Annotated in this window: 24 protein-coding genes; 7 read left to right on the top strand and 17 right to left on the bottom strand. The window is 68.9% G+C overall.

From position 1 onward, the window contains the following. Positions 1 to 25: 25 nt before the first annotated feature. Positions 26 to 691, top strand: a complete 666-nt coding sequence (locus tag AB8K43_RS05175) for a TrkA family potassium uptake protein (protein ID WP_370892161.1) — start codon at positions 26 to 28, stop codon at positions 689 to 691. A gap of 20 nt (positions 692 to 711) precedes the next feature. Further along, the gene (locus AB8K43_RS05180; protein ID WP_370892163.1) at positions 712 to 1,401 is read left to right on the top strand and encodes a TrkA family potassium uptake protein; all 690 of its coding nucleotides are present in this window, start codon (positions 712 to 714) and stop codon (positions 1,399 to 1,401) included. Positions 1,402 to 1,404: 3 nt separating this feature from the next. Here the strand turns inward: AB8K43_RS05180 and AB8K43_RS05185 are convergent, their stop codons facing one another. From AB8K43_RS05185 to AB8K43_RS05215, 7 genes are all read right to left on the bottom strand, one after another. Continuing rightward, a complete protein-coding gene (locus AB8K43_RS05185) occupies positions 1,405 to 2,106 on the bottom strand; it encodes a DUF3159 domain-containing protein (protein ID WP_370892165.1) in 702 nt (233 codons plus the stop codon). Continuing rightward, positions 2,103 to 2,477: an OB-fold nucleic acid binding domain-containing protein gene (locus AB8K43_RS05190; RefSeq protein WP_370892167.1), complete on the bottom strand. Its 375-nt coding sequence runs from the start codon at positions 2,475 to 2,477 to the stop codon at positions 2,103 to 2,105. Before AB8K43_RS05190 ends, AB8K43_RS05185 begins: the two co-directional genes overlap by 4 nt. Then, a complete protein-coding gene (locus tag AB8K43_RS05195; RefSeq protein ID WP_370892169.1) occupies positions 2,477 to 3,193 on the bottom strand; it encodes a DUF3710 domain-containing protein in 717 nt (238 codons plus the stop codon). The genes AB8K43_RS05190 and AB8K43_RS05195 overlap by 1 nt, the downstream gene beginning before the upstream one ends. Next, positions 3,194 to 3,700 (bottom strand): dUTP diphosphatase, encoded by a 507-nt coding sequence (gene dut, locus AB8K43_RS05200; RefSeq protein WP_370892171.1) that lies wholly within the window; start codon positions 3,698 to 3,700, stop codon positions 3,194 to 3,196. It abuts the gene before it with no gap. Further along, complete coding sequence (locus AB8K43_RS05205; RefSeq protein WP_370892173.1) at positions 3,688 to 3,987, bottom strand: DUF4193 domain-containing protein; 300 nt, start codon at positions 3,985 to 3,987, stop codon at positions 3,688 to 3,690. Before AB8K43_RS05205 ends, dut begins: the two co-directional genes overlap by 13 nt. Positions 3,988 to 4,105: 118 nt before the next feature. Then, positions 4,106 to 4,972 (bottom strand): inositol monophosphatase family protein, encoded by an 867-nt coding sequence (locus AB8K43_RS05210; protein WP_370892175.1) that lies wholly within the window; start codon positions 4,970 to 4,972, stop codon positions 4,106 to 4,108. Continuing rightward, positions 4,969 to 6,033, bottom strand: coding sequence for a ferrochelatase (locus tag AB8K43_RS05215; protein ID WP_370892176.1), 1,065 nt, complete (start codon positions 6,031 to 6,033; stop codon positions 4,969 to 4,971). Before AB8K43_RS05215 ends, AB8K43_RS05210 begins: the two co-directional genes overlap by 4 nt. Positions 6,034 to 6,130: 97 nt before the next feature. On the opposite strand from AB8K43_RS05215, the gene sepH reads away from it, so the two are divergent. Continuing rightward, complete coding sequence (gene sepH / locus AB8K43_RS05220; protein ID WP_370892178.1) at positions 6,131 to 7,117, top strand: septation protein SepH; 987 nt, start codon at positions 6,131 to 6,133, stop codon at positions 7,115 to 7,117. 4 nt (positions 7,118 to 7,121) lie between these two features. On the opposite strand, the gene AB8K43_RS05225 is transcribed toward sepH, so the two are convergent. From AB8K43_RS05225 to AB8K43_RS05245, 5 genes are read right to left on the bottom strand one after another with little or no spacing between them, the layout of a single operon-like run. Next, positions 7,122 to 8,264: an alkaline phosphatase family protein gene (locus tag AB8K43_RS05225; protein ID WP_370892181.1), complete on the bottom strand. Its 1,143-nt coding sequence runs from the start codon at positions 8,262 to 8,264 to the stop codon at positions 7,122 to 7,124. Then, complete coding sequence (locus AB8K43_RS05230; RefSeq protein ID WP_370892183.1) at positions 8,261 to 8,875, bottom strand: DUF5998 family protein; 615 nt, start codon at positions 8,873 to 8,875, stop codon at positions 8,261 to 8,263. Before AB8K43_RS05230 ends, AB8K43_RS05225 begins: the two co-directional genes overlap by 4 nt. 11 nt (positions 8,876 to 8,886) lie before the next feature. Beyond that, positions 8,887 to 11,577, bottom strand: coding sequence for a GNAT family N-acetyltransferase (locus AB8K43_RS05235; protein WP_370892185.1), 2,691 nt, complete (start codon positions 11,575 to 11,577; stop codon positions 8,887 to 8,889). A gap of 22 nt (positions 11,578 to 11,599) precedes the next feature. Next, entirely contained in the window at positions 11,600 to 12,982 is a 1,383-nt protein-coding gene (locus AB8K43_RS05240; protein ID WP_370892187.1) for a WD40/YVTN/BNR-like repeat-containing protein, read from the bottom strand. Further along, positions 12,979 to 13,479: an RNA polymerase sigma factor gene (locus tag AB8K43_RS05245; protein WP_370892189.1), complete on the bottom strand. Its 501-nt coding sequence runs from the start codon at positions 13,477 to 13,479 to the stop codon at positions 12,979 to 12,981. The genes AB8K43_RS05240 and AB8K43_RS05245 overlap by 4 nt, the downstream gene beginning before the upstream one ends. Before the next feature lie 208 nt (positions 13,480 to 13,687). On the opposite strand from AB8K43_RS05245, the gene AB8K43_RS05250 reads away from it, so the two are divergent. Next, positions 13,688 to 16,120, top strand: a complete 2,433-nt coding sequence (locus AB8K43_RS05250; protein ID WP_370892190.1) for a DNA topoisomerase (ATP-hydrolyzing) subunit A — start codon at positions 13,688 to 13,690, stop codon at positions 16,118 to 16,120. On the opposite strand, the gene AB8K43_RS05255 is transcribed toward AB8K43_RS05250, so the two are convergent. Further along, the gene (locus tag AB8K43_RS05255; RefSeq protein ID WP_370892192.1) at positions 16,117 to 17,550 is read right to left on the bottom strand and encodes an APC family permease; all 1,434 of its coding nucleotides are present in this window, start codon (positions 17,548 to 17,550) and stop codon (positions 16,117 to 16,119) included. The genes AB8K43_RS05250 and AB8K43_RS05255 overlap by 4 nt on opposite strands. A gap of 78 nt (positions 17,551 to 17,628) precedes the next feature. Next, positions 17,629 to 19,764, bottom strand: a complete 2,136-nt coding sequence (locus tag AB8K43_RS05260) for a type IIA DNA topoisomerase subunit B (protein WP_370892194.1) — start codon at positions 19,762 to 19,764, stop codon at positions 17,629 to 17,631. A 183-nt stretch (positions 19,765 to 19,947) separates the two neighbouring features. On the opposite strand from AB8K43_RS05260, the gene AB8K43_RS05265 reads away from it, so the two are divergent. Both AB8K43_RS05265 and AB8K43_RS05270 read left to right on the top strand, forming a co-directional pair. After that, entirely contained in the window at positions 19,948 to 20,169 is a 222-nt protein-coding gene (locus AB8K43_RS05265) for a hypothetical protein (RefSeq protein ID WP_370892195.1), read from the top strand. Between the two features lie 7 nt (positions 20,170 to 20,176). Continuing rightward, a complete protein-coding gene (locus AB8K43_RS05270) occupies positions 20,177 to 20,698 on the top strand; it encodes a DUF456 domain-containing protein (protein ID WP_370892197.1) in 522 nt (173 codons plus the stop codon). Here the strand turns inward: AB8K43_RS05270 and AB8K43_RS05275 are convergent. From AB8K43_RS05275 to AB8K43_RS05285, 3 genes are all read right to left on the bottom strand, one after another. Continuing rightward, positions 20,695 to 21,165, bottom strand: coding sequence for a DUF3040 domain-containing protein (locus tag AB8K43_RS05275; RefSeq protein ID WP_370892198.1), 471 nt, complete (start codon positions 21,163 to 21,165; stop codon positions 20,695 to 20,697). The genes AB8K43_RS05270 and AB8K43_RS05275 overlap by 4 nt on opposite strands. Positions 21,166 to 21,258: 93 nt before the next feature. Further along, complete coding sequence (dinB, locus tag AB8K43_RS05280) at positions 21,259 to 22,509, bottom strand: DNA polymerase IV (protein WP_370892200.1); 1,251 nt, start codon at positions 22,507 to 22,509, stop codon at positions 21,259 to 21,261. A gap of 10 nt (positions 22,510 to 22,519) precedes the next feature. Further along, a complete protein-coding gene (locus AB8K43_RS05285) occupies positions 22,520 to 23,296 on the bottom strand; it encodes a methyltransferase domain-containing protein (protein ID WP_370892202.1) in 777 nt (258 codons plus the stop codon). Between the two features lie 141 nt (positions 23,297 to 23,437). Here AB8K43_RS05285 and AB8K43_RS05290 point away from each other — a divergent pair, with 141 nt between their 5' ends. Beyond that, positions 23,438 to 23,959, top strand: a complete 522-nt coding sequence (locus AB8K43_RS05290; RefSeq protein ID WP_370892204.1) for a YbaK/EbsC family protein — start codon at positions 23,438 to 23,440, stop codon at positions 23,957 to 23,959. The last annotated feature ends 3 nt before the right edge of the window (positions 23,960 to 23,962 follow it).

Consider the following 23,962-nt stretch of genomic DNA (forward strand, 5'->3'; position numbering starts at 1 on the left):
CGGTAAGGCGTGTACCGTCCTCATCGTGCACTTCGTCATCATGGGCTGTGGCCGGGTCGGCGCCTCTCTCGCCCGTTCCCTCGAGCGCCTCGGGCACGAGGTCGCCGTGATCGACCAGGACGAGGACGCCTTCCGGCGGCTCGGGCCGGAGTTCACCGGCCGGCGGGTTCCGGGCGTCGGCTTCGACCGGGACGCGCTGATGGAAGCCGGGATCGAGGACGCCTACGCCTTCGCGGCCGTCTCGAGCGGCGACAACTCCAATATCCTCGCGGCCCGCGTCGCCCGGGAGACGTTCGGGGTCGAGCATGTCGTGGCCCGGATCTACGACCCGGATCGCGCCGAGGTGTACCAGCGCCTCGGCATCCCGACCGTCGCGACCGTGCGGTGGACCGCCGATCAGGTGCTCCGCCGCCTCCTCCCTCAAGGCCACGCCCCAGAACTCACCGACGCCTCCGGGCGCCTCGTCCTCGCCGAGATTGCGGTGAGCCCGTCGTGGATCGGGCGGCGCCTCACCGAGGTCGAAGAGGTGGCCCAGGTCCGCGTCGCCTACCTCACCCGTCTCGGGGAGGGCGCCTTGCCGAGCGCGGACACGGTCTACCAGGAAGGCGACCTGCTCCACCTCGTGATCCCCAGGGAACGGCTCCACGACGTCGAGCGGATCCTCGACGATCCCCCGCCGGTCCGCGAATAGCCAAAAGGACGGTCTAGCTGATGCGTGTCGTGATCGCCGGAGCGGGAAGCGTCGGACGCTCGATCGCTCGCGAGCTGCTGCACAACGAGCACACGGTGTTGCTCATCGACAAGGACGCCGACGAGGCTCGGGTGACGAAGGTCCCCGATGCGATCTGGCTCGCCGGAGATGCCTGCGAGATCTCGTCCCTCCAGGAGGCCGGGCTCGCCGATTGCGAGGTCGTCGTCGCCGCGACCGGCGATGACAAGGTCAACCTCGTCGTCTCCTTGCTCGCCAAGACCGAGTTCGGGGTCCCGCGAACCGTCGCTCGGGTCAACAACCCGAAGAACGAGTGGATGTTCGATGAGTCCTGGGGCGTCGATATCGCCGTGTCGACTCCGCGCCTGATGACCGCCCTCGTCGAAGAGGCCGTGAGCGTCGGCGATCTGGTGCGGATCTTTGAGTTCCAGCAGGGTCACGCGACGATGGTCGAGATCACCCTGCCCGCCGACAACCCCTACGTCGGCCGCCGGGTCGGGGATATTTCCTTCCCCGCCGATACCGTCCTCGCGGGAATCATCCGCGACCAGCGCCCGATCTCTCCGGGGCCCGACGATGCTCTGGAGGCCCTCGACGAGCTGCTCTTCCTCACCACGGCCGACGCCGAAGGTGATCTCGAAGACATGATGCGACCCGGCCGCCCACGGCGTGGGCACCCGGACCCGAGCTGACGCTTAGCCCTCCTGCGTGACCTCGCCGGTCACGAAGTCGTCCTCGGGGTCGATCGGGGTATGCCCACCGACCAGCATGAGGCCCATCACCGCGACGGCAGCGGCCCAGAGAGGCCAACCCAAAGCCACCTTGGCAACGGTGAGCGCGGCGATATTCTCGGTGAGATAGAGCGGGCCCATGATCGCCACCCGGATCGCGTACACCGCAGCGAGCACGAGGGTGAGCCGCGTGCAGACCCGCACCACCGCCGGATTGCGACGCCAGCGGAAGGGGTCACCGGCCGCCGCTGCCTTGGTGTCCGAGGCGCCGACGAGCAGCCCGACGAGTGGCCAGCGCGCGACGATCGAGACGACCGTCGCGACCCCCCACCCGGCGCTCGTCAAGATGCCCGGCAAGAAGGCATCCTCAGCGCGTCCGGACCGCAAGGCGAAGAAGGCAGCGAGGGCCGTCGCGAACACCGAGGACAAGACGAACTGGAGGGTTTGACGCTGCGCCACGCGGGCGATCGCGAGCACGATCGTCACCCCGGCCGCGGCCGACAGTGAGGTCTTGCGATCGGTGGTCACCGACCACGTGATCACAAAGACGATCATCGGCAGCGCGGTTTCGAGCGAGCCGCGTAGGCCACCGAGCGCTTGCGAGAGGCGGTGGCGGATCACCGACTCGACGGTGAGCGTCGTGTCGGTCTGGTCCGGGGTGCTCATGTGGGTCGGTGCTCTCGGCTGGGGACAATTTCGTAGGCAGGGTTGAAGATCGTCGCCACCCCCTTCGGGTGGCAGACCCGTCCGGTCGCGCGCAGCGTGACCCCGGGGTTGATGCCGCGGATCTGACGCCGGCCGAGCCAGGTCAAGCTGATCTGTTGCGAGCCGTCGTAGAGGTCGGCGACCAGGGCCGGGACGCTGTCGCGGGGACGCAAGGTGACCGACGTAATCGTCCCGATCGCGGTGATCACCTCACGGTCGTGGGCGTCGGCGACGGCCTTACCGCCGCTGCTGGTCGAGCGCTCCCGCAACTCGTGCGCTTCGACCTCTTCGTCATCGCGGAGCAGATCACGAAGGCGCCTCAGCAGGGCCATTACCGCACCTCGGTGATCTCGGGTCCGCGCTCGAAGGGGTTGAGGTCGTCACGACCGGGCTCGTCATCGGCATCCTCGGGCTGAGCCTCCGTCGAGGCCTCCGGGGGGACCTGGAGCGCGAGCAGCTCGCGCGGTGCCATCGGGGGATCGCCGCGGACCACCACGACCTCAGAGATGAACTCATCGACCCGGGCCCGGGCGTCCTGATCGACAACGGCAAGGCCGGAGTAGACCGCGCGGAGGAACCAGCGCGGGCCGTCGAAGCCGACAAAGATCGCCGGCACCATGGCCGGGCGACCGTCGGGGCCGGGCTGCGCGATCCGGACCGTCAGTTCACGGCCGAACGGGCCGTCCACCACTTCAGCGCTCCCCCCACCGGAGGTGACCGAGTCGGCGATCTCGGGGCGGATCTCATCCCAGAGACCGCCCGAGCGGGGAGCAGCGAAGGCCTGGAGTTGCACCGTCGAGTCGGCGACCATCACCTGGGCGGCCGAGATCTCGTCGCGGGAGGGATCGACTTCGAGGCGCAACTCCATCCCGCCGACGATCGGCAGCCAGAGCCCGCCGAGGTCGAGGAGGTCGCCCAACTCGTCCACCTCGGACCGGTCGAGGGGCCGCGCGGGCCGCTCCGCAGGGGCGCTCTGCTCCTCCGCCTCGACGACGGGCGTCTCCTGCCCGTCCTCGTCCTCGCGGCGCTTCTTCTTGCGGCCGAACATCTATGCCTCACCTCTTGGCGTTGTGCGTCGGTGATGGGTCGAAGGGGGCGTCCCCGACGACCCGAACCCACCGCTTGATCCGTGTCCAGTTTCCCCCCGCTCGCTCGCCGGAAGCGAATCGACCTCGACGAAATCGGCCTGACCCACTTCCTGCAGGACCAGTTGGGCGATCCGGTCTCCGGGCCGCAGCGTGATCGGCTCGCGCGGGTCGAGGTTCACCAGATTGACCAAAATCTCTCCGCGATAGCCCGAATCGATCGTGCCGGGGGCATTGACGATGGTGAGCCCGTGACGCGCGGCGAGACCCGAGCGCGGGTGCACGAGCCCCACCCACCCGGGCGGGATCTCAAGAGCGATCCCGGTCGGGACGAGCGCGCGCTCCCCCGGCGCCAGCGTCACCTCTTCGACCGTCGCCAGATCGGCACCGGCATCGCCGGACTTGGCGTAGCGCGGTGCCGTGGCGCCCGGGTGAAGGCGGCGATACCGAAGGGGGATCAGGCCGCGCACTCCCGGCACACCGGCCCGCCCGGGCCGTCCGAGGCCAACTGCGAGTGGTGATGCACCAGGAAGCACCGGGTGCAGGTGAACTCGTCGGCCTGGCGCGGGATGACCCGCACCGACATCTCTTCGCCGGACAGGTCCGCGCCGGGCAGCTCGAAGCCTTCGGCCATCTCGGTCTCGTCGACGTCGACATTCGACGAGTTCTTGTCGACGCGCCGAGACTTCAACTCCTCGATCGAGTCCTCGGAAAGCTCGTCGTCGGTCTTCCGAGGGGCGTCGTAGTCAGTCGCCATGTCTCCCGTTCCTCTTACGCTGGAAAAAACTCAATGGGTGGTTTCGCTGGCGGTAACGCGCGGGGACCGCGATTTGTGCCCGGCGCGCCGGATTGTGCCCTATCGCCTGGACTTCGCGCTAGTCACCCTCGCCCACGACCGCGATTGCCGAGCGCAACCGGGCTCCGAGAGCGGCGTGCGTGCGCGGCGCCGCCGCGAGCACCATGGCCGTTCGCGGGTCGGCTCCGGTCCCGTCGTCGACCACCCCACCGGCCTCGGTGACGACGAGCCACCCGGCGGCGAGGTCCCAGGCATTAAGGCCCCGCTCGTAGAAGGCGTCGACCGTCCCATCGGCGACCCGGCAAAGGTCGAGCGCGGCGCTGCCGAGACGGCGGATGTCCCGGACATCGCCGAGCACCTCGGCGAGGATCGCCGCCTGCCAGCGGCGCCGACCGGCCTCATAGCCGAACCCGGTCGCGACCAGGGTCTGTCCGAGCGACTCCGGCTCGGCGACACGCAAGGTCCTCCGGGGTCCGTCCCCGACCTGGAGGGTTGCGCCCTCCCCGAGCGCCGCCACGTAACACTCTCCCGACACCGGGTTCACCACCGCGCCCGCCACCGGACGCCAAGCGCCATCGGTTGCCGGATCACCGATCACCGCAGCGACCGACACCGAGTAGGCCGGGAGCCCATAGAGGTAGTTGACCGTCCCGTCGATCGGGTCGACGACCCAGGTCAGCCCCGATTCGCCGCTCGCTCCCCCTTCTTCCTCCCCGTAGAAGGCATCCCTCGGCCGCGCGGCGGCCAGGCGTTCGCGCACCAGGTCCTGACTGCGCTGGTCCATCACCGTCACGACATCGGTCGCCGACGACTTGGTCGAGGCGACGCCCAGGTCATCGGGACGGCCATCGACGATGAGCGCCCCGGCCTCGCGGGCGAGCTGCTCACACAGGTCGCGCAGGGCCCGGACGTCAAGATCGGCGGGAGGAGTCAGATTCGCGCTCATCTGCGCAGATTAGGGCAGCAGCCGGCCGGGCAGGGTGACGGGGTGGCGCGAAGGGGGCCCCACGCTGGCGCGTCCGGGCTCTCGCCTCGGGCCCGGGCGGCCTGCTCCAGCAGCAGATCGACGAGGCCAGCGACGAAGCGCTGATCGATCCCGACCGTCGGGATTCGGACCATCTCGATCTGCGCGGATTCGGCGGCCTCGGCGGCATCGACGTCAAGGTCGTAGACGACCTCCATGTGATCCGAGACGAACCCGATCGGGACGACGATGACGCGGCGGACCCCTTCGGCGGGCAGTTCCCGGATGCGATCGGCGACGTCGGGTTCCAGCCAGGGCATGGCTGGTGGGCCCGAGCGCGAGCAGTAGACGAGTTCGGTCGCCACCTCAAGGCCGAGTTCGGCCTGCACGTCGTCGGTGATCGCGGCGGCGAGCGCGAGGTGTCCTCGGCTGTACGCCCGCTCCTCGTCCGGCGGCCCAGAGGTCAGGTCCATGGCATCTGGGATGGAGTGGGTGACATAGAGCACCCGGAGGTCGCGCAGGTCGGGGTTCGCGTCCCGCGCGAGAGCGAGCGCATCGCGCACGAGCGCCGCGTTGGTGGCCGCGAAGCCGGGATGTTCGCCGTAGGGCCGCACCACGTCGACGCTCACGCCCTCGACCGCCGCGCCCTCAAGGTCTTCCCGGTACTGCCGACACGATGAGTACGAGCGCCACGCGCTGGTCCGCAGGGCAAGCACGCGCTCTTCGCCGGCCTCCTTGGCCTCGCGCAGGGCGTCGGCGACGAAGGGGGCGCTGTGCCGGTTGCCCCACCGCAGCGGAGTCGTGATGCCGCGCGCGTCGAGCTCGACGCGTAAAGCCGCGAGCAACGCACGGTTCTGGTCGTTGATCGGCGAGCGCCCGCCGAAGAGCCGGTAATGCGCGCCCACCTCTTCGAGACGTTCATCGGGGATCCCCTTGCCTGCGGTCACCCGGCGGAGGAAGGGGACGACCTCGTCCTGATGCTCGGGCCCCCCGAAGGAGAGGAGCAGCACTGCGTCGTACGGGGCCATCGAGGGGGTCGCCATATCGACGACGGTAACCGGTCACGGCGTGGTGACGACGGTCCGGGGCATCAAGATGGCAGAGTCCCTAGGGACGAGTCGACCCGGACCAAGGAGCACCATGCGTGAGTTGCGACTGCTCGATGTCGGCGACGACGCCGAGCACCTCGTCGTGGTGGACGACGACGGTGAGCGCTACCGCCTCCCGATCGATGACGCGCTGCGCGCCGCCATCCGCTTAGAGCGCGCCCGGCTCGGCCAACTCCAACTCGAGAGCACCGGTGAAGTCCGCCCGCGCGAGGTCCAGGCGATGATCCGCGCCGGGGCGAGCGCCGAGGATGTCGCCCGCCGCACCGGATGGTCGTTGGAGAAGATTTCGCGGTTCGATGGCCCGGTGCTCGCCGAGCGCCAGCACGTCGCCGATCTCGGGCGCACGGTGACGATCCGCGCGCGGGGGCATGCCGGTCGACACGAGAGCCTTGGCCAGCGCGTCGCCGACCGACTCGCCGACCGCGATGTCGACGCCGAGGACGTCGCGTGGGACTCGGCGCGCGACGGCGACGGGCGTTGGACCCTCACCGCCCGATTCGAGGCGGGGGGCCGCTCCCGGGTCGCGACCTGGTGGTTCGATGCCCGGTCCATGAGCGTCGAGGCCCGCGACGACGAGGCGCGGTGGTTGACCGAAGACGAAGACCCGGTGTCGGCGCTCACCGATCCGCGACGGCCGACCCCGATCTACGACGGTGAGGCCGAAGAGGCCCGGCACTCCCACCCGACGACCGAGGAACTGATCGCCTCCATGCGCGATCACAGCACCGTGCAGCGCCGTGGCCGCCGGACCGCATCCGCGCCCGCCGCCGACGAGACCGTCCTCGACGTCCCCGACGACGCCCTCTTCGCTCCCCCGGCGGTGCCCGAGTTGCCCGCCGAATCGGCCTCCGGACCGAGCAGCGTCCCGACCCTCGACGAGCCGAGCGCCGACGAGTCCGATGGCTCCGACGGCTCAGATCCTGATGCCGACGGCGCCGCGCCGGCGCCGCGACGCAAGGGCCGGCCTAGCGTGCCGAGTTGGGATGACGTGATGTTTGGCTCGCGCCCCGGCGAATAGCCTCTTACTGGCTCGCTGCCCCAGCCGGGCGAATCAGCCAGGGGATCTCCACTTCCTCATCGGTGATTGAGCCGTGCAGGCCGATCAGCGCGAGGAGCTCCGGGCGGTGCCTTCGCGAGTCGGTGACGGCGGTCGGTCCGACCATCGCGGTCACCACGTCGCCGATCCGCGGTCGCACCTCATCGCGGACCTTGCCGAACCAGCCGGCCGCGATCGCCTCTTCGCGAGTCAGCACGATCGCGTCACGCCCGAGCCGCTCGCGCCAGGTCGCGATCACGTCGGGGACCGCCCCGGGCTCGCAGTGCAGCTGCGGGGACCGTGGTTCGCCCGCCACATGGCGCACGCCGCTCGCCAACTCCGGGTCCTCGCCGAGGTCGAGGCGCGCGTGGAGCGGGACGTCGACCATCCCATGATCGGCCGTGATGTGCAGGGCGGTGTCAGCGGGCAAGCGCCTCGCGAGCCGAGCCAGCTCGGCATCGATCCGCTCCAGCTCGTCGCCCCACTGCCAGGACTGACACCCGAAGACATGCCCGACCTTGTCGAGGTCACCCCAGTAGAGGTAAATCAGGGCGCGCGGGTTCGCCTCGATGGCGGCGATGGCTTCGTCCACGCGATCCGGCAGGGACGAGGCGGCGATGAAGCGGCCGCCACGCAAGGCCGCCTGGGTGAGCCCCGAGCCGTCGAAGAAGGCCGGGCCGATTCGCACCGCGGTGATCCCCGCCGCGGCCGTGCTCTCAAAGACCGTCCGCGACGGCTGCCAGGTGAGCGGGTCTGGCCCGTCCTCCCAGGACAACTCGTTAAAGACCGCATCGGCTTGCGGGTCGTACGCCTCGTAACCGACCAGACCGTGGCTGCCGGCGTCGAGACCGGTCCCGAAGGTCCCCATCGAGGTCGCCGTCGTGGAGGGGAAGCCGCACCCGATGGTGGTGGCAGCCTCGGCCTTCATCAGTCGGCGCAGGAAGGGGGCGTGCCCGCCGCGTCGGGCGAGCAGGGTCGCCCCGAGGCCGTCGATCAGGACGACCACCGCGCGGCACGCGGGTGCGAGGCGCGGGTCGCCCGAGCGCCAGAGCCCGGGAACGCCGAGGCTGGTCGCGACGGTCGGCAGGACCCGGCGAAGGCCCGATGCTGCCGATCGCACCTGGCTCACGTCGCCGAGCGGGTCTGGTAACCGATGGCCGCGGAGAGATCCCGGGCGAAAGCGGTGGCCTCATCGAGAGCCGAGCGGCCCTCGGCGACGGCACTGATCCGCAGGGCGATGTCGTCGGCAGCCGAGGTGCCCTCGTAGCCGTGGTCGGCCTCGCAGTTGGGGTCGGCACACTGAGCTGGGACGAGGTCGATCCGCGTGACCGTGCCCCACCCGATCGTGAGGGTGAGTTCGCGACCGAGCGATCCGGGCTGGTAACGGGTCGGATCGCCCACGACGTGGGTCAACATCACGCCACGCACCGCGCTCAGCGGGATGCATTCCGTCGTGGCCGTCACGACCTCACCGCGACCGGTCTCGTCCTCGGGGTGATCGTCGGCGTGCGCGATGATCAGCCGGGAGGGCGTGCGGGCGAGGACCGTCACGTGACGGCGGACCACTTCGCGGTCGAAGGTGGTCTCCTGATGCACCAGGTGAGAGTGCACGGGTTCGTCGCCGAGCGCGGCGCGAACCACATCTGCGACGAGCGCCGGGTAGTACCCGGCGCGCTCGATCGCGGCATTCAGGGCCGCAGACAGTTCGACGGCGCTGAGGTCCACGTGAGAGTCATGCATGGTGGCTGACTCTACGTGAGGGTGCGCCGACCCGGGTCCTTGCGCTGCTGACCCGGGGCGAGCTGGACCTCGGCACCGAGCACCGTGACACCCCCGGGTGAGGCCATGATCGGGTTGAGCTCGACGTGCGAGACATCGACCAGGTCATCGGACATCAGCGAGAGCCGCCCGATGACGTCCTCCAACGCCGCCCGGTCGACCGGCGTCGACTGGCGGTAGCCGGTGAGCAGCGGCGAGGTCTTGATCTCGTCGATGAGCGCGCTCACGTCGACATCGGTGAGCGGTGGGATCCGGTAGGAGATGTCATCGAGCAGGACGGTCGGAGCGCCCGCCACCGAGAAGGAGACCACCGGCCCAAAGAGCGGGTCCTCGGTGGTCGCCGCCACGCAGGCGACGCCCGTCGGCGCCATCTTCTGCACGACGAAGTGGTTGGCATCGAGCGGTGCCAAGCGACGGTCGAGCGCCTGGTAGGCCGCCCGGACCCCGTCCGCGTCGGCGAGATCGACCCGGATCCCGTCAAGCACCGACTGGTTGCGGACCAAGGGCGAGAGGGATTTGAGCACAACCGGATACCCGACCTGCTCGGCGGCCGCGACGGCCTCATCGGCCGAGTCCACTTCGACCCGATCCCAGACATCGATCCCGTACGCGGCGAGGAGCTCATGCGCCTCGTCAGCGGTGAGCGCCCGCCCTTCGGGGTCCTCTTCGAGCACCCGGTCGACGACTGCGCGAGCAGCGGCCCGGTTGATGCCATCGCGCACCACGGGCTGGCCGCGGTCGCTTCGCTTCCAGATCGCGTACTCGGTCGCGAGCGAGAGCGCCCGGACCGCATCTTCGGGCATGCCGTAGAGCGGCACGGCCCGCTTCGGCTCGACGCCGTCCTCGCCCTCGACGGCTCCCCTGGTGAGCACCGCCCCGTCGTCTCCGGTATCGACGCCGCGCATCCCGAGCAGGGTCGCGACGCAGGGCTTGGTCGACTCCTTCGATGCGCGGCGCACGGCGTTAACCACGTCCTCATCGAGCGCACCGATCGGCGGGATGAAGCTCACGATCACCGAATCAACGTTCTCGTCGGCGAAGGCCGCGTCGAGCGCCCGCCGGAACTCCGCAGCGGTGGCCTCCGCGCGCACCGACACCGGTCCGTGGACGACCGAGAGTCCCCGGCCGCGCGCGTTGTTGGCGGCGAGCGCCGTGAGCTGGCTGGAATTGCCGACCACCGCAACCCGTCGGCCAGCCGGAAGGGGCTGGTGGAGTAGCAGCTGGGCCACGTCGAACATCTGGTGGACGTTCTCGGCGTGGATCACGCCCGCCTGGTGCATCATCGCGGTGAACGCCTCCGGCCCCACCTTGATCGTGCGGACGCGGTGTCCGGGCGGCACGCCGAAGGTCGACCCGATCGACTTGACCACGATGACCGGCTTGTTGCTCGCGAGGGCACGGGCGATCCGGGAGAACTTGCGGGGATTGCCCATCGATTCGAGGTAGAGGCCGACGGCACTGGTGTTGGGGTCGTCGATCCAGTACTGCATGAGGTCGTTGCCGGAGACATCGGCGCGATTGCCCGCGGAGGCAAAGACCGAGATCCCAAGATTGCGGCGGGCGGCCGACTCGAGATTGGCGACGGCGAGGGCGCCGCTTTGGGAAAACAGTCCGAGGTGGCCCGGCGGCGGGATCTGCGCCGACATCGTCGCGTTGAGCGACACCTCTGGATCGAGATTGAGCACGCCGAAGGAGTTGGGGCCGATGAGGCGCATGCCGTTATCTCGCACGGCTCGCAAGACCCGCGCTTGGCGGCGCGCACCCTCTTCGTCGACTTCGGCGAAGCCGGACGAGAGGATCAGCACGCCGTGCACCCCGATGTCCGCGCACTGCAGCACGACGTCGAGGACGAGGTCGGCGGGCACGGCGATCACCGCCAGATCGACGGTCCCCTCGATATCGCGCACCGATGCGACGGCCTCCACCCCGAGGATGTCCCCGGCCTCGGGGTTCACGGGGACGACATCGCCGGTAAAACCCGAGTCCAGGATGTTCTTAAAGACCTGGTGCCCGATGGCCCGCTCCCGGCGGCTCGCACCGATCACCGCGATCCGGCTCGGGCGAAGGAGCGAGCGCACGCTGATCGCCTCGGCCCGGTGCTCGCGGGCGAAGGCGACCGACTGGGAGCGTTCGGTCGGTTCGATGTCGAAGTGGACCATGACGACGCCGTCTTCAAAGCGCCGGGAGACTTCGTACCCCGCCTCCGAAAAGACGTTGAGCATCTTGCGGTTTTGCGGAAGCACCTCGGCTTCGAAGCGGGTGATGTTGTGCTCTTCGGCGATCGCCGCGAGGTGTTCGAGCAGGACCGAGCCGATCCCCTTGCCCTGATAGTGGTCGCTGATATTGAAGGCGACCTCGGCCGCGGTGGGATCGATCCGGTCGTAGCGACCGATCCCGATGATGTCATCGCGGTGGGTGACCACCAGGGCCATCCGGTCGACATAGTCGACGGTCGTAAAGCGCGCGACGTCTCGCTCGCTCAGCGTCCGAAGGGGGGCAAAGAAGCGCAAGTAGATGGACTCTTCGGACTGACCGGCATGGAAGCGGTGAATCCCGGGCGCATCGTCGGGCCGGATGGGCCGCAGGTGGGCGACGGTTCCGTCCCGCAGGACCACATCCGCCTCGACCTCGGTCGGATAACCGGGTGGAAGCGTGTCGGACATACCGTCATCCTCCCACGCCTGATCAGCGGAAGGAGACCTCGCGCCAGGTCACTGCGCCATCCTCGCTGACCTGATAGGACCCGCCTCCGCTGAAGGCGAAAACGCGATCCCCACCACCCGCGGCGACCCACAGGTGCGCGGCCGGCGGGACCTTGGCGGGCTCCCAGGAGCCGCCCCCGTCGGCGGAGCGCCAGACCCGGTTTTGCTGCGCGCCGACGGTCGCGATGGCGAGCTTCTCCGGCGACGACGCGGTGAGGCGCACCCGGGTGCCCTCTACTCGAGTCGGCCCGACATCGGACCCGGACCAGTTCTCCCCCGAGTCGGAGGATTGGGCCATCGTGACGAGGACGTGGTCCGGGCCGTCGGGAACGGCGCAGGCGGCGAGCAATTCCTTGCTCTGATCCGCCGGGGCGGCGATCGTGAGCGACCCGCGTTCGCACGGGCTGGTCACCTCGCTGGAGCCATCGACCGTGAGGTGGTGCAGGCGCGGCGTGGCGCCGCGCTCACGAGTCATCAGGTAGGCACCGGAGCGGTCGGTCACGAGTTCGACATCGGTGAGGTCCGTCGCGTCGATCTGCAGGACCATCGAGTCCGCGAGCTTGGCGCCTACGGCGGCTTGATAGACCCGCACCGGTCCAGAGCAGACGCTCGCCGAGCACTCTTGCGCGGTGACGAAGCGGACCTGGTTTTCGTCGACTTCCATCGCGACGACCGTGCCCCCTGGGTAGGGATAGTTGGTCCAGCTTTGGCCGCCGTTATTGGTCACGAGCACCGTCGATCCGGCGATCCAGCCGCGTTTGGCGTCAGCGAAGCGCATCGTCGAGACCTGCCTCGGCACGGTGGCGAAGGAGCCATTGGGGGCAACCGTCACGTCCTTCAGGGCGCTCGCGGCCTGCCAGGTCTTCCCGGCGTCCCTGGAGCGCACCACTGAGGTGCAGGTCTGGTCCCCGCAGTCCGCCGAGCCCAGCGCTCCTTGGACCGTCTCACTGCCCGTGGTGAAGGAGGCGATATCGAAGCTCACCGGGACAGGCAGTGGCCCGGTCGGGGTCGACACGGTCGGGGCGGTGGACGAATCGCTCGGCGACGGGACCGGGACGGTCGTCGCGCTCTGCTCGGCCGCGTCGATCACATCGGCAGGGCGCGTCTGGTGCCACAGGCCCAGGCCTCCGAGGGCCAGAGCCGCGGCGGCCGCGACCGCGAGGGAAGCACGGCGGGCACCGCGCCGCGCCGGCGCTGCACCCCGCTGAATCCGCTGGAACCGCAGATCGTCGGCAGGGAGCGGCTCGATGTCGTTATGAGCCGCGGCGAAGAAGTCCTCGACGACCCCCTTCGTCGGGAGGTCACCGCGCAGACGGTCCTCACCATCGTGAGGAGCCCCGTCGGGGTCCTGGTCGAAGCGGTTCATCGCGCACCCTCCAGTAGGACGGCAAGGCGCTTGCGTGCCTCGAAGAGGTCCCGTTTGATCGTCCCATCCGACTTGCCGAGCTGATGCGCGACCGAGCCGACGGGCAGATCTGCGTAGTAGTAGAGCATCACCGGCAGCCGCAAGCGATCCGGTAGGGACTGGATCGCATCGCGGACCGTGATGGTGGTTGCCGTATCCGGGTCACTCACGACGTCCCGGTCGCTGCCGGCCTCGTGCCGGGCGTAGGCCGCGGCTTCGCGGCCCCGCTTGCGCCAGTGATCGCGAATCAGGTTGCCGGTCACGGTGTAGAGCCAGGCCTTGGGCTCGTCGACGCGATCCCAGTCCCGAACGAGGCGCATGAAGGCCTCCGTGGCGAGATCGTGCGCGATATCGGGGTCTCCGAGTAGGCCCTTGGCCCAGCCCGCCAGGCGTCCGTAATGCGCGTCGTAGACGGCTCGCACGGCCACATGGGCATCGGTCTCCCGGGTGCGAGCCATCGGTCCCCTCGTGAAGGCAGGCGCGAGCGTTACGGCGGTCATATCTGTTCTGACGCCGCAGGCTGCGCTGCGGTTGGTGATGTGAGCCGGGAAACATTCCCCCGGCCGAACCAGCCTACGACCGCGTGGCGGTGGCGTGTCGCGCCACGCCGTCGGGCACGATAGGTCGGTCCACCCACGCCCCACCGAAAGAGCCGACACCAGCCCCATGGCCCCCCGCACCCCGGCACCACCTCGCGATGTCCCGGAACGGATCGAGGACATCGATGTCACCGACGAGATGCGCAATGCGTTCTTGGAGTACTCCTACTCGGTGATTCACGCCCGGGCGCTCCCCGACGCTCGCGACGGCCTCAAGCCCGTCCACCGCCGCATCCTCTACGCGATGCACGAGATGGGGCTGCGCCCGGACAAGGGCCACGTCAAGTCCTCCCGCGTGGTCGGCGAGGTCATGGGCAAGTACCACCCGCACGGGGATTCGGCGATCTACGACGCGCTCGTGCGCATGGCTCAGCCCTTCGCGATGCGGCTGCCCCTCGTCGACGGGCACGGCAACTTCGGATCCCTCGATGACGGCCCCGCCGCGAGCCGGTACACCGAGGCTCGCATGGCCCCCGCTGCTCTGCTGATGGTGACCGGGCTCGAAGAGGACACCGTCCCCTTCGTCCCCAACTACGACGACCAGCTCCTCCAGCCGGAGGTCTTGCCGGCCGCCTACCCGAACCTGCTCGTCAACGGCACGACCGGGATCGCGGTCGGGATGGCGACCCAGATGCCCCCGCACAACCTCGGTGAGGTGATCGGGGCGGCTCGCCACCTGCTGACCCACCCGGACTGCTCGCTCGATGAGTTGATGCGCTTTGTGCCCGGCCCGGACCTGCCCGGCGGCGGGCGGATCGTCGGCCTTGAGGGGATCCGCGACGCGTACCTCACGGGCAAGGGCACCTTCCGCACGCGCGCCACGACCTCGATCGAGAAGGTCACCGCGCGCCGCCAGGGCATCGTGGTGACCGAGCTGCCGTACCTCGTGGGTCCGGAGCGCGTCGCCGAGAAGATCCGCGATGCGGTGCAGTCCAAGAAGCTGCAGGGCATCCGGGCGGTGACCGATCTCTCCGACCGCACCAACGGCCTGCGCCTCGTCATCGAGATCAAGACCGGCTTCAACCCCGAGGCGGTCCTGCAGCACCTCTACCGGCTGACGCCGCTCGAAGAATCCTTCTCGATCAACAATGTCGCGCTCGTCGACGGCGAACCGCGCACGATGGGCCTAAAGGAGTTGCTCACCGTCTACGTCGACTTCCGGGTCGACGTGGTCCGGCGGCGTACCGCCTACCGCCTCGGGAAGAAGCAAGAGCGCCTCCACCTCGTCGAGGGCCTCCTGATCGCAATCCTCGACATCGACGAGGTCATCCAGGTGATCCGGACCTCCGATGATGCGACCACCGCCCGCTCCCGCTTGATGAGCGTCTTCGACCTCTCCGAGGCGCAAGCGACCTACATCCTCGACCTCCAACTGCGCCGCCTTACCAAGTTCTCGCGGCTTGAGCTGGAGAAGGAGCAGGAGGAACTCCGCGCGGCGATCGAGGAGCTCGAAGCGATTCTCGCCGACGACAAACTCCTGATCCGCGTGGTCTCCGATGAGTTGGCCCAGGTCGCGAAGGCCCACGGGACCCCGCGGCGGACGGTGCTGCTTGAGTCCGCGGGTACCCCCGCTTCCGCCGCGACGCCGCTAGAGGTCCCCGACGATCCCTGCTGGGTGCTGCTCTCCTCGACCGGGATGCTGGCGCGCACCTCGGACGGAACCCCGCCGGCGGCCGACGGCGGCCGTGCCAAACACGATGCGATCATCGCTGCGATCGAGACCACCGCCCGCGGCGAGTACGGGATCGTCACGAGCGCCGGTCGGGTCGCGCGGCTGCCGGCCCTCGACCTGCCGACCTTGCCCCCGAGCGGGAGCGCCCCGAATCTCAGCGGAGGCTCCCCGGTCGCGCTATACCTCGATCTCGCGCCCGATGAGATCGCCCTCACCCTGATCAGCCTCCAGTCCGACGGCCCGGGTTTTGCCCTCGGGACCGCATCGGGCGTCGTGAAGCGAGTGACGACCGACTACCCGAAGGCGGATCGGTTCGAGGCCATCGGCCTCAAAGACGGTGACCGCGTCGTGGGTGCGGCCATGCTCCGGACCGGTTCGGAGCACCTGGTCTTTGCCACCAGCGATGCCCAGCTGCTCCACTTCCCCGCCGATCTCGTGCGTCCGCAGGGTCGGGCGGCGGGCGGGATGGCCGGGATCCGCCTCCCGGACGGCGCCCGGGTGATCTTCTTCGGGGCCGTCGACCCGGATGCAGACAACATCGTGGTCACCGCCTCCGGCTCCTCCTCCGCCCTGCCCGGGACCGATGGCGGCGCCCTGAAGGTGGCCCCCTTCGATCAGTTCCCCGCCAAGGGTCGGGCCACCGGCGGAGTGCGCAGCCACCGCTTTCTAAAGGGCGAGGACACTCTGGTCTTTGCCTGGGCCGGACCGGCCTCGGCCCGGGCGAGCGCGTCGAACGGCGCACCCCTGCCCCTTCCCGAGCCCACGGGCAAACGCGATGGCTCGGGCGTCCCGACGACCGGCGTCATCGCCGGGATCGGCGCGCTCTAGTCGTCGAGATCGTCGCCTTGCATGTGCTCCGGGTCGCGCATGTAGGTCTTCTTGGCAAAGAATGCGCGGTTCGCCATCCAGGTGAGCGCCCAGAGGACGACGCCGATCGCGAGCAGCCAGCCGGCGATCACGTACTCGATCGTGTCCCGCCCGGTGAAGGGGGTGACGAAGAAGGCGCAAGAGATGGCCCCGATCACCGGGAGCACCGTTGGCGTGCGGAAATGCTTGCGGTCGAGGCGATCACGGCGCAGGACGAGGACCGCGACGTTGACGATCGCGAAGACCGCGAGGAGGAGCAGCGCGGTCGTCCCGCCGAGCGCGGCCACCGCGTCGCTGTCGTCCTTAGTGACCACGGTGATGAGGCCAAGCGCGATCATCGTGGTGAAGATGATCGCCACCCACGGCGTCCGCCGCCCCTTGTGGACCCACCCGAGGACCGGCGGCAGGACCTCCTGACGCGCCATCCCGTAAATCAGCCGGGAGGCCATCAACATATTGATCAGGGCCGAGTTAGCGACCGCAAACATGGCGATGAAGGGCATGACGCTATCGGCTGGGAACTCCGGTAAACCCGCCGTCAGCACCTTGGTGAGCGGGGTGTCCCCTTCGCCCAACTCGGCCACCGGGACGAGCGCGACCGCGACGATCGAGATCAGCACGTAGATCAGCCCGGTGATGCCGATCCCGGTCAGCATGATTTTGGGGAAGGTGCGCTCCGGATTCTGGGTCTCCTCGGCCATGTTGACCGCATCTTCGAAGCCGACCATCGCAAAAAACGCCAGCGAGGTCGCGGCCGTCACCGCGAGGAAGACGTTTTTATCGGCCGAGGTCTCAAAGACGGTGATCCGCGAGAAGTCGGCCCGCCCCTGAGTCATCGCGAAGAAGCCGACGAAGATCACGAGCAACAGACCGGAGAGCTCGATCAGGGTCAGCACGACATTGGCCCGCACCGATTCGCCGACGCCGCGGAAGTTGATCGCCGCGAGCACCAACATGAAGACGAGCGCGATCCCGAGGACCAGGTTGGTGTTTTCCTGATCGAGCCCGAACCCATCGACGAGGTTCGCCGCGAAGGCCTTGCTCGCGGTCGAGGCACTGGTGATCCCCGATGACATGACGGTAAAGCAGATCAAGAAGGTGACGAAGTGGATCCCGAAGGCCTTGTGGGCATAAAGCGCCGCGCCCGCCGCCTGCGGATACTTCGTCACGAGCTCGAGATAGGAAAAGGCGGTCACGAGGGCGATCGCGAAGGCCAGCACGAAGGGGGCCCACGCCGCTCCCCCCACTTCGTGGGCGACCTTCCCCGTCAGCGCGTAGACCCCGGTGCCGAGGATGTCTCCGATGATGAAGAGCAGCAGGAGCTTCGGGCCGATCGCTCGCTTGAGTTCGGTGTGCTCCTCGGTGGCCGTGGTCGTGGTGGCGTCGGACATGTGGCGCTCCTCCCGCACGAGGCGGCGATGCCTCGCAACAGTTCACCATCGACCTAGGAGCGGCCCGTTGGCAAGGGTCTAGGCGTCAATCCGTTCGCGGTCGATCTCGCGAGCCGAGGAGACAATGAACTCCCGGCGGGGGTCGACGTCCTTGCCCATGAGCAACTCGAACACCCGCTCGGCGTCTTCCAACTCACCCATCGTGACCCGCCGCAAGGTCCGGTGGCGCGGGTCCATCGTGGTGTCCGCGAGCTGGTGGGCGTCCATCTCGCCGAGGCCCTTGTAGCGCTGGATTGGCTGCTTGATCGACTTGCCGCGCTTGGCGAGGCGCGCGAGTTCACGCCGCAGCTCGGCCTCGGAGTAGGTGTAGATGTACTCGTTCTTCTTCGAGCCGGGGTTGATCACCTCGATGCGATGCAGCGGTGGGACCGCCGCATAGACCCGGCCCGCCTCGATGAGCGGGCGCATCGTGCGCACGAAGAGGGTGAGGAGCAGGGTGCGGATGTGAGCGCCGTCGACATCGGCGTCGGTCATGATGATGACCTTGCCGTAGCGGGCCGCGTCGAGGTCGAAGGACCGGCCCGAACCGGCGCCGATGACCTGGATGATCGAGGCGCACTCGGCGTTTTTCAGCATGTCACCGACCGCGGCCTTTTGGACGTTGAGGATCTTCCCGCGGATCGGCAGCAGCGCCTGGAACTCGCTATCCCTCGCCTCCTTCGCGGTCCCCATCGCCGAGTCCCCCTCGACGATGAACAATTCGGAACGCTCGATGTCATTGCTACGGCAATCGCGCAGTTTCGGCGGCAGCGATGAGGTCTCGAGGGCGTTCTTACGCCGCTGGGTCTCCTTGTGCAGCCGCGCGCTGATCCGCGACTTCATCTCGGCGACGACCTTCTCCAGCACCAGGCTCGCCTGCTGCTTGTCGCCGCGCTTGGTGGAGGTCAGCCGGGCGGTGAGCTCGCGCTCGACGACCTTGGCGACGATCTGACGCACCGGCGCGGTCCCGAGGACCTCCTTGGTCTGGCCCTCGAACTGCGGCTCGGCGAGACGCACCGTGACGACGGCCGTGAGCCCGGCGAGCACATCGTCCTTGTCGACCTTGTCATTGCCGACCTTGAGCCGGCGGGCATTGACCTCGAGTTGCTTGCGGAAGACCTTGAGCAGCGCCGCGTCGAAGCCCGCGACATGGCTGCCGCCCTTCGGCGTCGCGATGATGTTGACGAAGGAGGAGACCCGGGTGTCGTACCCGGTCCCCCAGCGCACCGCGATATCGACGCCGCATTCGCGTTCGACCTCGGTCGGGGTCATCTGCCCCGCCGCGTCGAGGACCGGCACCGTCTCGGTGAAGTGGCCGGTCCCTTGAAGCCGCCAGACGTCGGTGACCGGGGCGTCCGGGGCGAGGAACTCCGCGAACTCGCCGATGCCCCCGTCGTGATGGAAAACCTCCGAGGTCGGCGCCTGCGGGTCGCGCTCGTCGCGCACTTCCAGGGTGAGACCGGGGACGAGGAAGGAGGTCTGCCGGGCCCGCGCGATCAGCGCCTCCCGGTCGAAGGTCGCGTCCTTGGGGAAGATGTGCGGGTCGGCCCAGTACCGGATCCGGGTCCCAGTGACCCCACGCTTGGTCTTGCCGATCACCTCGAGTTCGCTGCCCCGGGCGAAGGGGGTGAAGTCGTGGCTCGGGTCCTTGGTGCCCCGGGCGCCCGCGATATCGGAGAAGGTGCCCGGCTCCCCCCTTCTAAAGGACATGGCATAGGTCTTGCCGCCCCGGTCGACCTCGACATCCAGGCGGGAGGAGAGGGCGTTGACGACCGACGCCCCGACGCCGTGGAGCCCACCGGAGGCGGTGTACGACCCGCCGCCGAATTTGCCGCCGGCGTGCAGTTTGGTGAAGACCACTTCGACCCCGGTGAGTCCGGTCCGCGGCTCGATATCGACCGGGATGCCGCGCGCGTGATCGCGCACCTCGACCGAGCCGTCGGCATGCAAGATGATCTCGATCCGATCTCCGTGACCACCGAGGGCCTCGTCGACGGCGTTATCGATGATCTCCCAGAGGCAGTGCATGAGCCCGCGGCTGTCGGTCGAGCCGATGTACATGCCGGGGCGCTTGCGCACGGCCTCCAGGCCTTCGAGGACCTGGAGGTGGTGCGCGGTGTAGTCCTGGGCGGACTTACTGGTCGCCGCCTTCTTGGCGGTGGCAGCCGGGGTCACGGTCGTCCTTGCTCCTTGGCTCTAACGCGATGCTGATCTGCAGGCTAACCCCGGGGACCGACAACACCCGATCTCGCCACGCGAGAGGGTCATGATGCGGCCGGGAAGGGTTTGGCGTGCTTGACTGTTCACCTCACTGACGCCCAAGTGCGAGATGGATGACGACGAGAAAGTAGGCGACACGTGAACGCAACCCTGGCCGCACCCATGACCGCGGCAGACCGCTGCGACCGCTGCGGAGCCCAGGCCTACGTGCGGGCCCGCCTGCACGCCGGCGGTGAGCTGCTGTTTTGCGCCCACCACGGCCGCGAGCACCTGCCCCGGCTGAAGGACCTGGCCGAGATCGACGACCAGAGCGAGCGCCTCAGCGCTACGTCGGCCATCGCTGCCGACGACGAGCGCTGACCGCGCGATGATCGTGATCACGGAGGCCGCTGCCTCCGAGATCGACGGGAGCACCGTCGCCCAGTGGGCGGCGGTGCTCCTCTATGTCGTTGGTCTCATCGGCATCGTCATCCCGATCTTGCCGGGGCTGCTCGCCTGCCTGGGCGCGGTGCTGATCTGGGCCATCGCGACCGGCGGGACCACTGCATGGGTCGTCTTTGGGATCTGCGCGATTCTCTTCCTGACCGGCGTCACCTTGCAGATCCTGATCCCCGGTCGGCGCCTGAAGGCCGACGGTGTCGGCGGCTGGACGATCGTCCTCGGAGTCCTCGCCGGGGTGGTGGGGTTCTTCGTCATCCCCTTCGTCGGACTGCCGCTCTTCTTCATTGGGGCGGTATATCTCATCGAGTACGCGCGCTTTCGGGATCAAAGCCGGGCCTGGAGCGCGACGAAAGCCGCGATCAAGGGGTTCTTGCGCAGCATGGGGATCGAGTTCGTGACCGCCCTGACGATGGGGCTCGTCTGGCTGATCGGGGCGCTCGCGTTCTAGGGCCGTTCGCGGCGGCGCTCATCCCAGCGCTGCTCGAAACGATCCATGAAGGATCCCGACGCCGGTCGCGCCGACTTGGGCTTGCCTTTGGTGCTGGTCTTGCCCCGGCCCTTGCGGCGCCGGGCGGGCTTGGTCGTGCCGTCGTCTTGCACCACCCCCATGGCCTTCGGGGCCGGGACCAAGGCGAGCGCGACGGAGGCGACGATCAGGGCAAACCCGAGCGCGCCGATCCAAAAGGTCGTGTTGATCCCGACGACGACCAGGGCGAGGCCGAGGGCGACCCCCACAATTCCGGCGACGAGCCGGCGCCGGTCCCCGGGACCTCGGCCTTGGCGCATCTGCGATGCGAAGCGGGGATCCTCGGCGTACAGCGCCTGCTCCATCTCGGCGAGCATCTGCTGCTCACGCTCGGACAGCGCCACGGCGGTGACCTCCTGCTCGGTCGCTTCGAACGCGACCCTCGACAACTCTCTTAAAGGTAACCCAACCGACGAACGGTGAGCCCCATAAGGTTCCTTCGGAGCCGCTTCGCCCGCGTCGTCCCTGAGGATACGTCCGCCTCAGTCCCTCGTGGAAGACCTCTCACCCTCCTGGGTGCCCTCAATCAGGCTCGCGGGGCGCACTGCCCCCTTCCCGAAGCGGGCCGCGGCTCGGTCTACCGCCCGGTCCGCGTCTCGCCACCCGTGTTCGGGCTCGTCGAGCAACCCCTGGACGGGAGTGACATCGGCCGAGGTCAGCCCCTCGGCACGGACCCCGACGAGCCGAAGGGGGGTCCGCCCAAGTCCCATCGCGTCATAGAGCGAAACCGCAGCGGCATAGACCTCGTGGGTCACATCGGTCGGCCGCGCGAGCGACTGCGAGCGGGTCACGGTGCGGAAATCGGCGAACCGGACCTTGATGCTGATGGTCCGGGCCAGCCAGCCCCCGCGGCGTAGCCGACTCGCGGTGCGCTCGGCGAGGGTCAGCAGGGTGCGCTTGATCGCCTCCGGGTCACGCACATCGCGTCCGAAGGTCTGCTCGGCGCCGGTGCTGCGCTCCTGACGAGTCGGCTCGACGCGGCGCCGGTCCCGGGCCCAGGCGAGATCGTGCAGGTGTGCCCCGGCTGCGGGGCCGAGCAGGTCCATCAGCCGGTGCCGGGGCGTGCTCGCCAGGTCCGCGACCGTGCGCAGGCCATGGGCGGCGAGGCGTTGTTCGGTCTTGTCCCCGACGCCCCAGAGCGCGGCGACGGGCAGGGCCTGGACGAAGTCGACTGACTCGGCGACCGGGACGACGAGCAGACCGTCGGGTTTGATCAGCGACGAGGCGATCTTGGCGACGAACTTGGTCCCCGCGGCGCCCACCGAGCAGGTAATCCCCTGCTCGCGCTCCACCCGAGCCCTGATCGACTCGGCGATCCGGGTCGGTGGCCCCAGCAGTCGAGTGGCCCCGGCGATGTCGAGGAAGGCCTCGTCCGAGGAGAGCGGCTCGACCTGCGGGGTGACATCGGCAAAGATCGCCATCACCGCCTCGGAAATCTCCCGATAGAGGTGATGGTCGGGTCGCAAGATCGTGGCCTCGGGACAGAGGTTGAGGGCCCGGGACATCGGCATCGCCGAGGTGACCCCCTTCGCCCGGGCCTCATAGGTCGCCGACAGCACCACGCCGCGACTGCCCCCACCGACGATGACCGGCGTCCCGACGAGCTCGGGGTGGGAGAGCAACGAGGCCGAGGCGTAGAAGGCGTCGAGGTCGACGTGCAAGATGGTGCAGCCCGTGTCATCCGGCGGGTCGTCGCCAAGCCGCCGCGGCGGCGCGAACTGGCGCCTGCTCATGGCGGCGTCCTTAGTCGCGTCGGGCTAACACGTGGATCGCGCTCCCGAGCGAACCGAGCACCTCGGCGGCCGGTCCGGTGCTCGCGGCGATCTCCAAGGCGAGCAGCGCCTGCCGATCGGCGTCACCGTCGATCAGCGCGGACGGCACCAGATCGCTAAACAGGCGTAGCCCCTGGACCTCCTCGACGGTGAAGCCCACGCGCTCGACCATCTCGGTGATCGTCTCGGCATCGAAGCGCCGCGGAAGGGGGTCATGCTCGCCCCAGCGACCGTCCGTGCTGGTCAGGGCCTGGTGGGCCTGCTCGAAGCGGCCCGCGAGAGCTCGAGCGAGCACGACCGCGAGGCGCTGGGCGGTGACGAGCGAGAGGTAACCGCCCGGAGCGAGCACGTGGGCGATGCGGGCGAGCGTGTCATCGGCATCCTCGACCACCTCGAGGGTGCCGTGGCAGCACACGAGATCGACCGAGCCGCGCTTGAGGATGTCCGCCAGGCTCTCGGCATCACCCTGGACGGCCCGCACCCGGTCCTCGGCGCCGGCCTCGGCGCTGCGGCGACGCAATGACGCGAGGGCATCCAGGCTCGGGTCGATGACGGTCACGGTGTGCCCCTGAGTGGCGAGCGGGACGGCGAGACCTCCGGTCCCTCCACCCAGATCGAGCACGCGCAAGGGGCGTCCGATCTCGCTTTGTCGCTCCTTGGTCAGCGTGGAGACGGCCGACCAGACGACGGCGGTCCGCAGATTGGACTCAACGCCCGTCCGCCGGGACGTACGGCGCTCATCGCTCACGTGCCTTCTCGCTCCTTCGTCTGCATGCGCTTGTTCGCTGATCACTCGGTGGTCAGCGTATCGACCGCGACCGACAAGCCCTGATGTACTCACGCCAGACCTCCCTTGAGGTTCTTCCGTCATCAACGAAGAGGACTACTCATGGCGCCCGACCGACCGGCCGACGTCGACCGTTCCACCCACCCGAGCGTCGCCAGGGTGTTGGGCGTGTTGAGCGGGCACGGCATCTCGCCCACGATTCGGCATCTGCCCGATGCGGTGCGAACCGCGCAGGCCGCCGCCGAGGCCCTTGGGGTCACCCCGGCAGAGATCGCGAACTCCCTGGTGTTCGCGGCGATCGACAGCGATGGCGAGGCATCGCCGCTGCTGATCCTCACCTCCGGGGGTCACCGGGTCGATACCGAGCGAGTGCGCCGCGACCTGGGCCTTGCCGCCGTCGAGCGCGCCGATCCGGCCTTCGTGCGAGCACGGACCGGCTTCGCCATCGGCGGCGTTGCGCCGGTGGGCCACGTCGAACCGGTCCGAACCCTGATCGACACCGCGCTGGCGCGCTACGAGCAGGTCTGGGCGGCCGCGGGCCACAGCCACTCGGTCTTTGCGACGACCTACGACGAGCTCGTCCGGATCACCAGTGGGACCCCGGCCGAGGTGTCAGCGCCCTAGGAC

Origin of the sequence: Janibacter sp. GXQ6167, from assembly GCF_041365945.1 — a bacterium.
In the GTDB taxonomy this organism is placed as follows: domain Bacteria; phylum Actinomycetota; class Actinomycetes; order Actinomycetales; family Dermatophilaceae; genus JBGFSK01.

Excerpts from the sequence above, each read along its gene's own strand:
- AB8K43_RS05180 (WP_370892163.1), top strand. The coding sequence starts at position 712 with ATGCGTGTCGTGATCGCCGGAGCGGGAAGCGTCGGACGCTCGATCGCT.
- AB8K43_RS05185 (WP_370892165.1), bottom strand. The coding sequence starts at position 2,106 with ATGAGCACCCCGGACCAGACCGACACGACGCTCACCGTCGAGTCGGTG.
- AB8K43_RS05190 (WP_370892167.1), bottom strand. The coding sequence starts at position 2,477 with ATGGCCCTGCTGAGGCGCCTTCGTGATCTGCTCCGCGATGACGAAGAG.
- AB8K43_RS05195 (WP_370892169.1), bottom strand. The coding sequence starts at position 3,193 with ATGTTCGGCCGCAAGAAGAAGCGCCGCGAGGACGAGGACGGGCAGGAG.
- AB8K43_RS05205 (WP_370892173.1), bottom strand. The coding sequence starts at position 3,987 with ATGGCGACTGACTACGACGCCCCTCGGAAGACCGACGACGAGCTTTCC.
- AB8K43_RS05210 (WP_370892175.1), bottom strand. The coding sequence starts at position 4,972 with ATGAGCGCGAATCTGACTCCTCCCGCCGATCTTGACGTCCGGGCCCTG.
- AB8K43_RS05215 (WP_370892176.1), bottom strand. The coding sequence starts at position 6,033 with ATGGCGACCCCCTCGATGGCCCCGTACGACGCAGTGCTGCTCCTCTCC.
- sepH (WP_370892178.1), top strand. The coding sequence starts at position 6,131 with ATGCGTGAGTTGCGACTGCTCGATGTCGGCGACGACGCCGAGCACCTC.
- AB8K43_RS05230 (WP_370892183.1), bottom strand. The coding sequence starts at position 8,875 with ATGCATGACTCTCACGTGGACCTCAGCGCCGTCGAACTGTCTGCGGCC.
- AB8K43_RS05235 (WP_370892185.1), bottom strand. The coding sequence starts at position 11,577 with ATGTCCGACACGCTTCCACCCGGTTATCCGACCGAGGTCGAGGCGGAT.
- AB8K43_RS05240 (WP_370892187.1), bottom strand. The coding sequence starts at position 12,982 with ATGAACCGCTTCGACCAGGACCCCGACGGGGCTCCTCACGATGGTGAG.
- AB8K43_RS05245 (WP_370892189.1), bottom strand. The coding sequence starts at position 13,479 with ATGGCTCGCACCCGGGAGACCGATGCCCATGTGGCCGTGCGAGCCGTC.
- AB8K43_RS05250 (WP_370892190.1), top strand. The coding sequence starts at position 13,688 with ATGGCCCCCCGCACCCCGGCACCACCTCGCGATGTCCCGGAACGGATC.
- AB8K43_RS05255 (WP_370892192.1), bottom strand. The coding sequence starts at position 17,550 with ATGTCCGACGCCACCACGACCACGGCCACCGAGGAGCACACCGAACTC.
- AB8K43_RS05270 (WP_370892197.1), top strand. The coding sequence starts at position 20,177 with ATGATCGTGATCACGGAGGCCGCTGCCTCCGAGATCGACGGGAGCACC.
- dinB (WP_370892200.1), bottom strand. The coding sequence starts at position 22,509 with ATGAGCAGGCGCCAGTTCGCGCCGCCGCGGCGGCTTGGCGACGACCCG.
- AB8K43_RS05290 (WP_370892204.1), top strand. The coding sequence starts at position 23,438 with ATGGCGCCCGACCGACCGGCCGACGTCGACCGTTCCACCCACCCGAGC.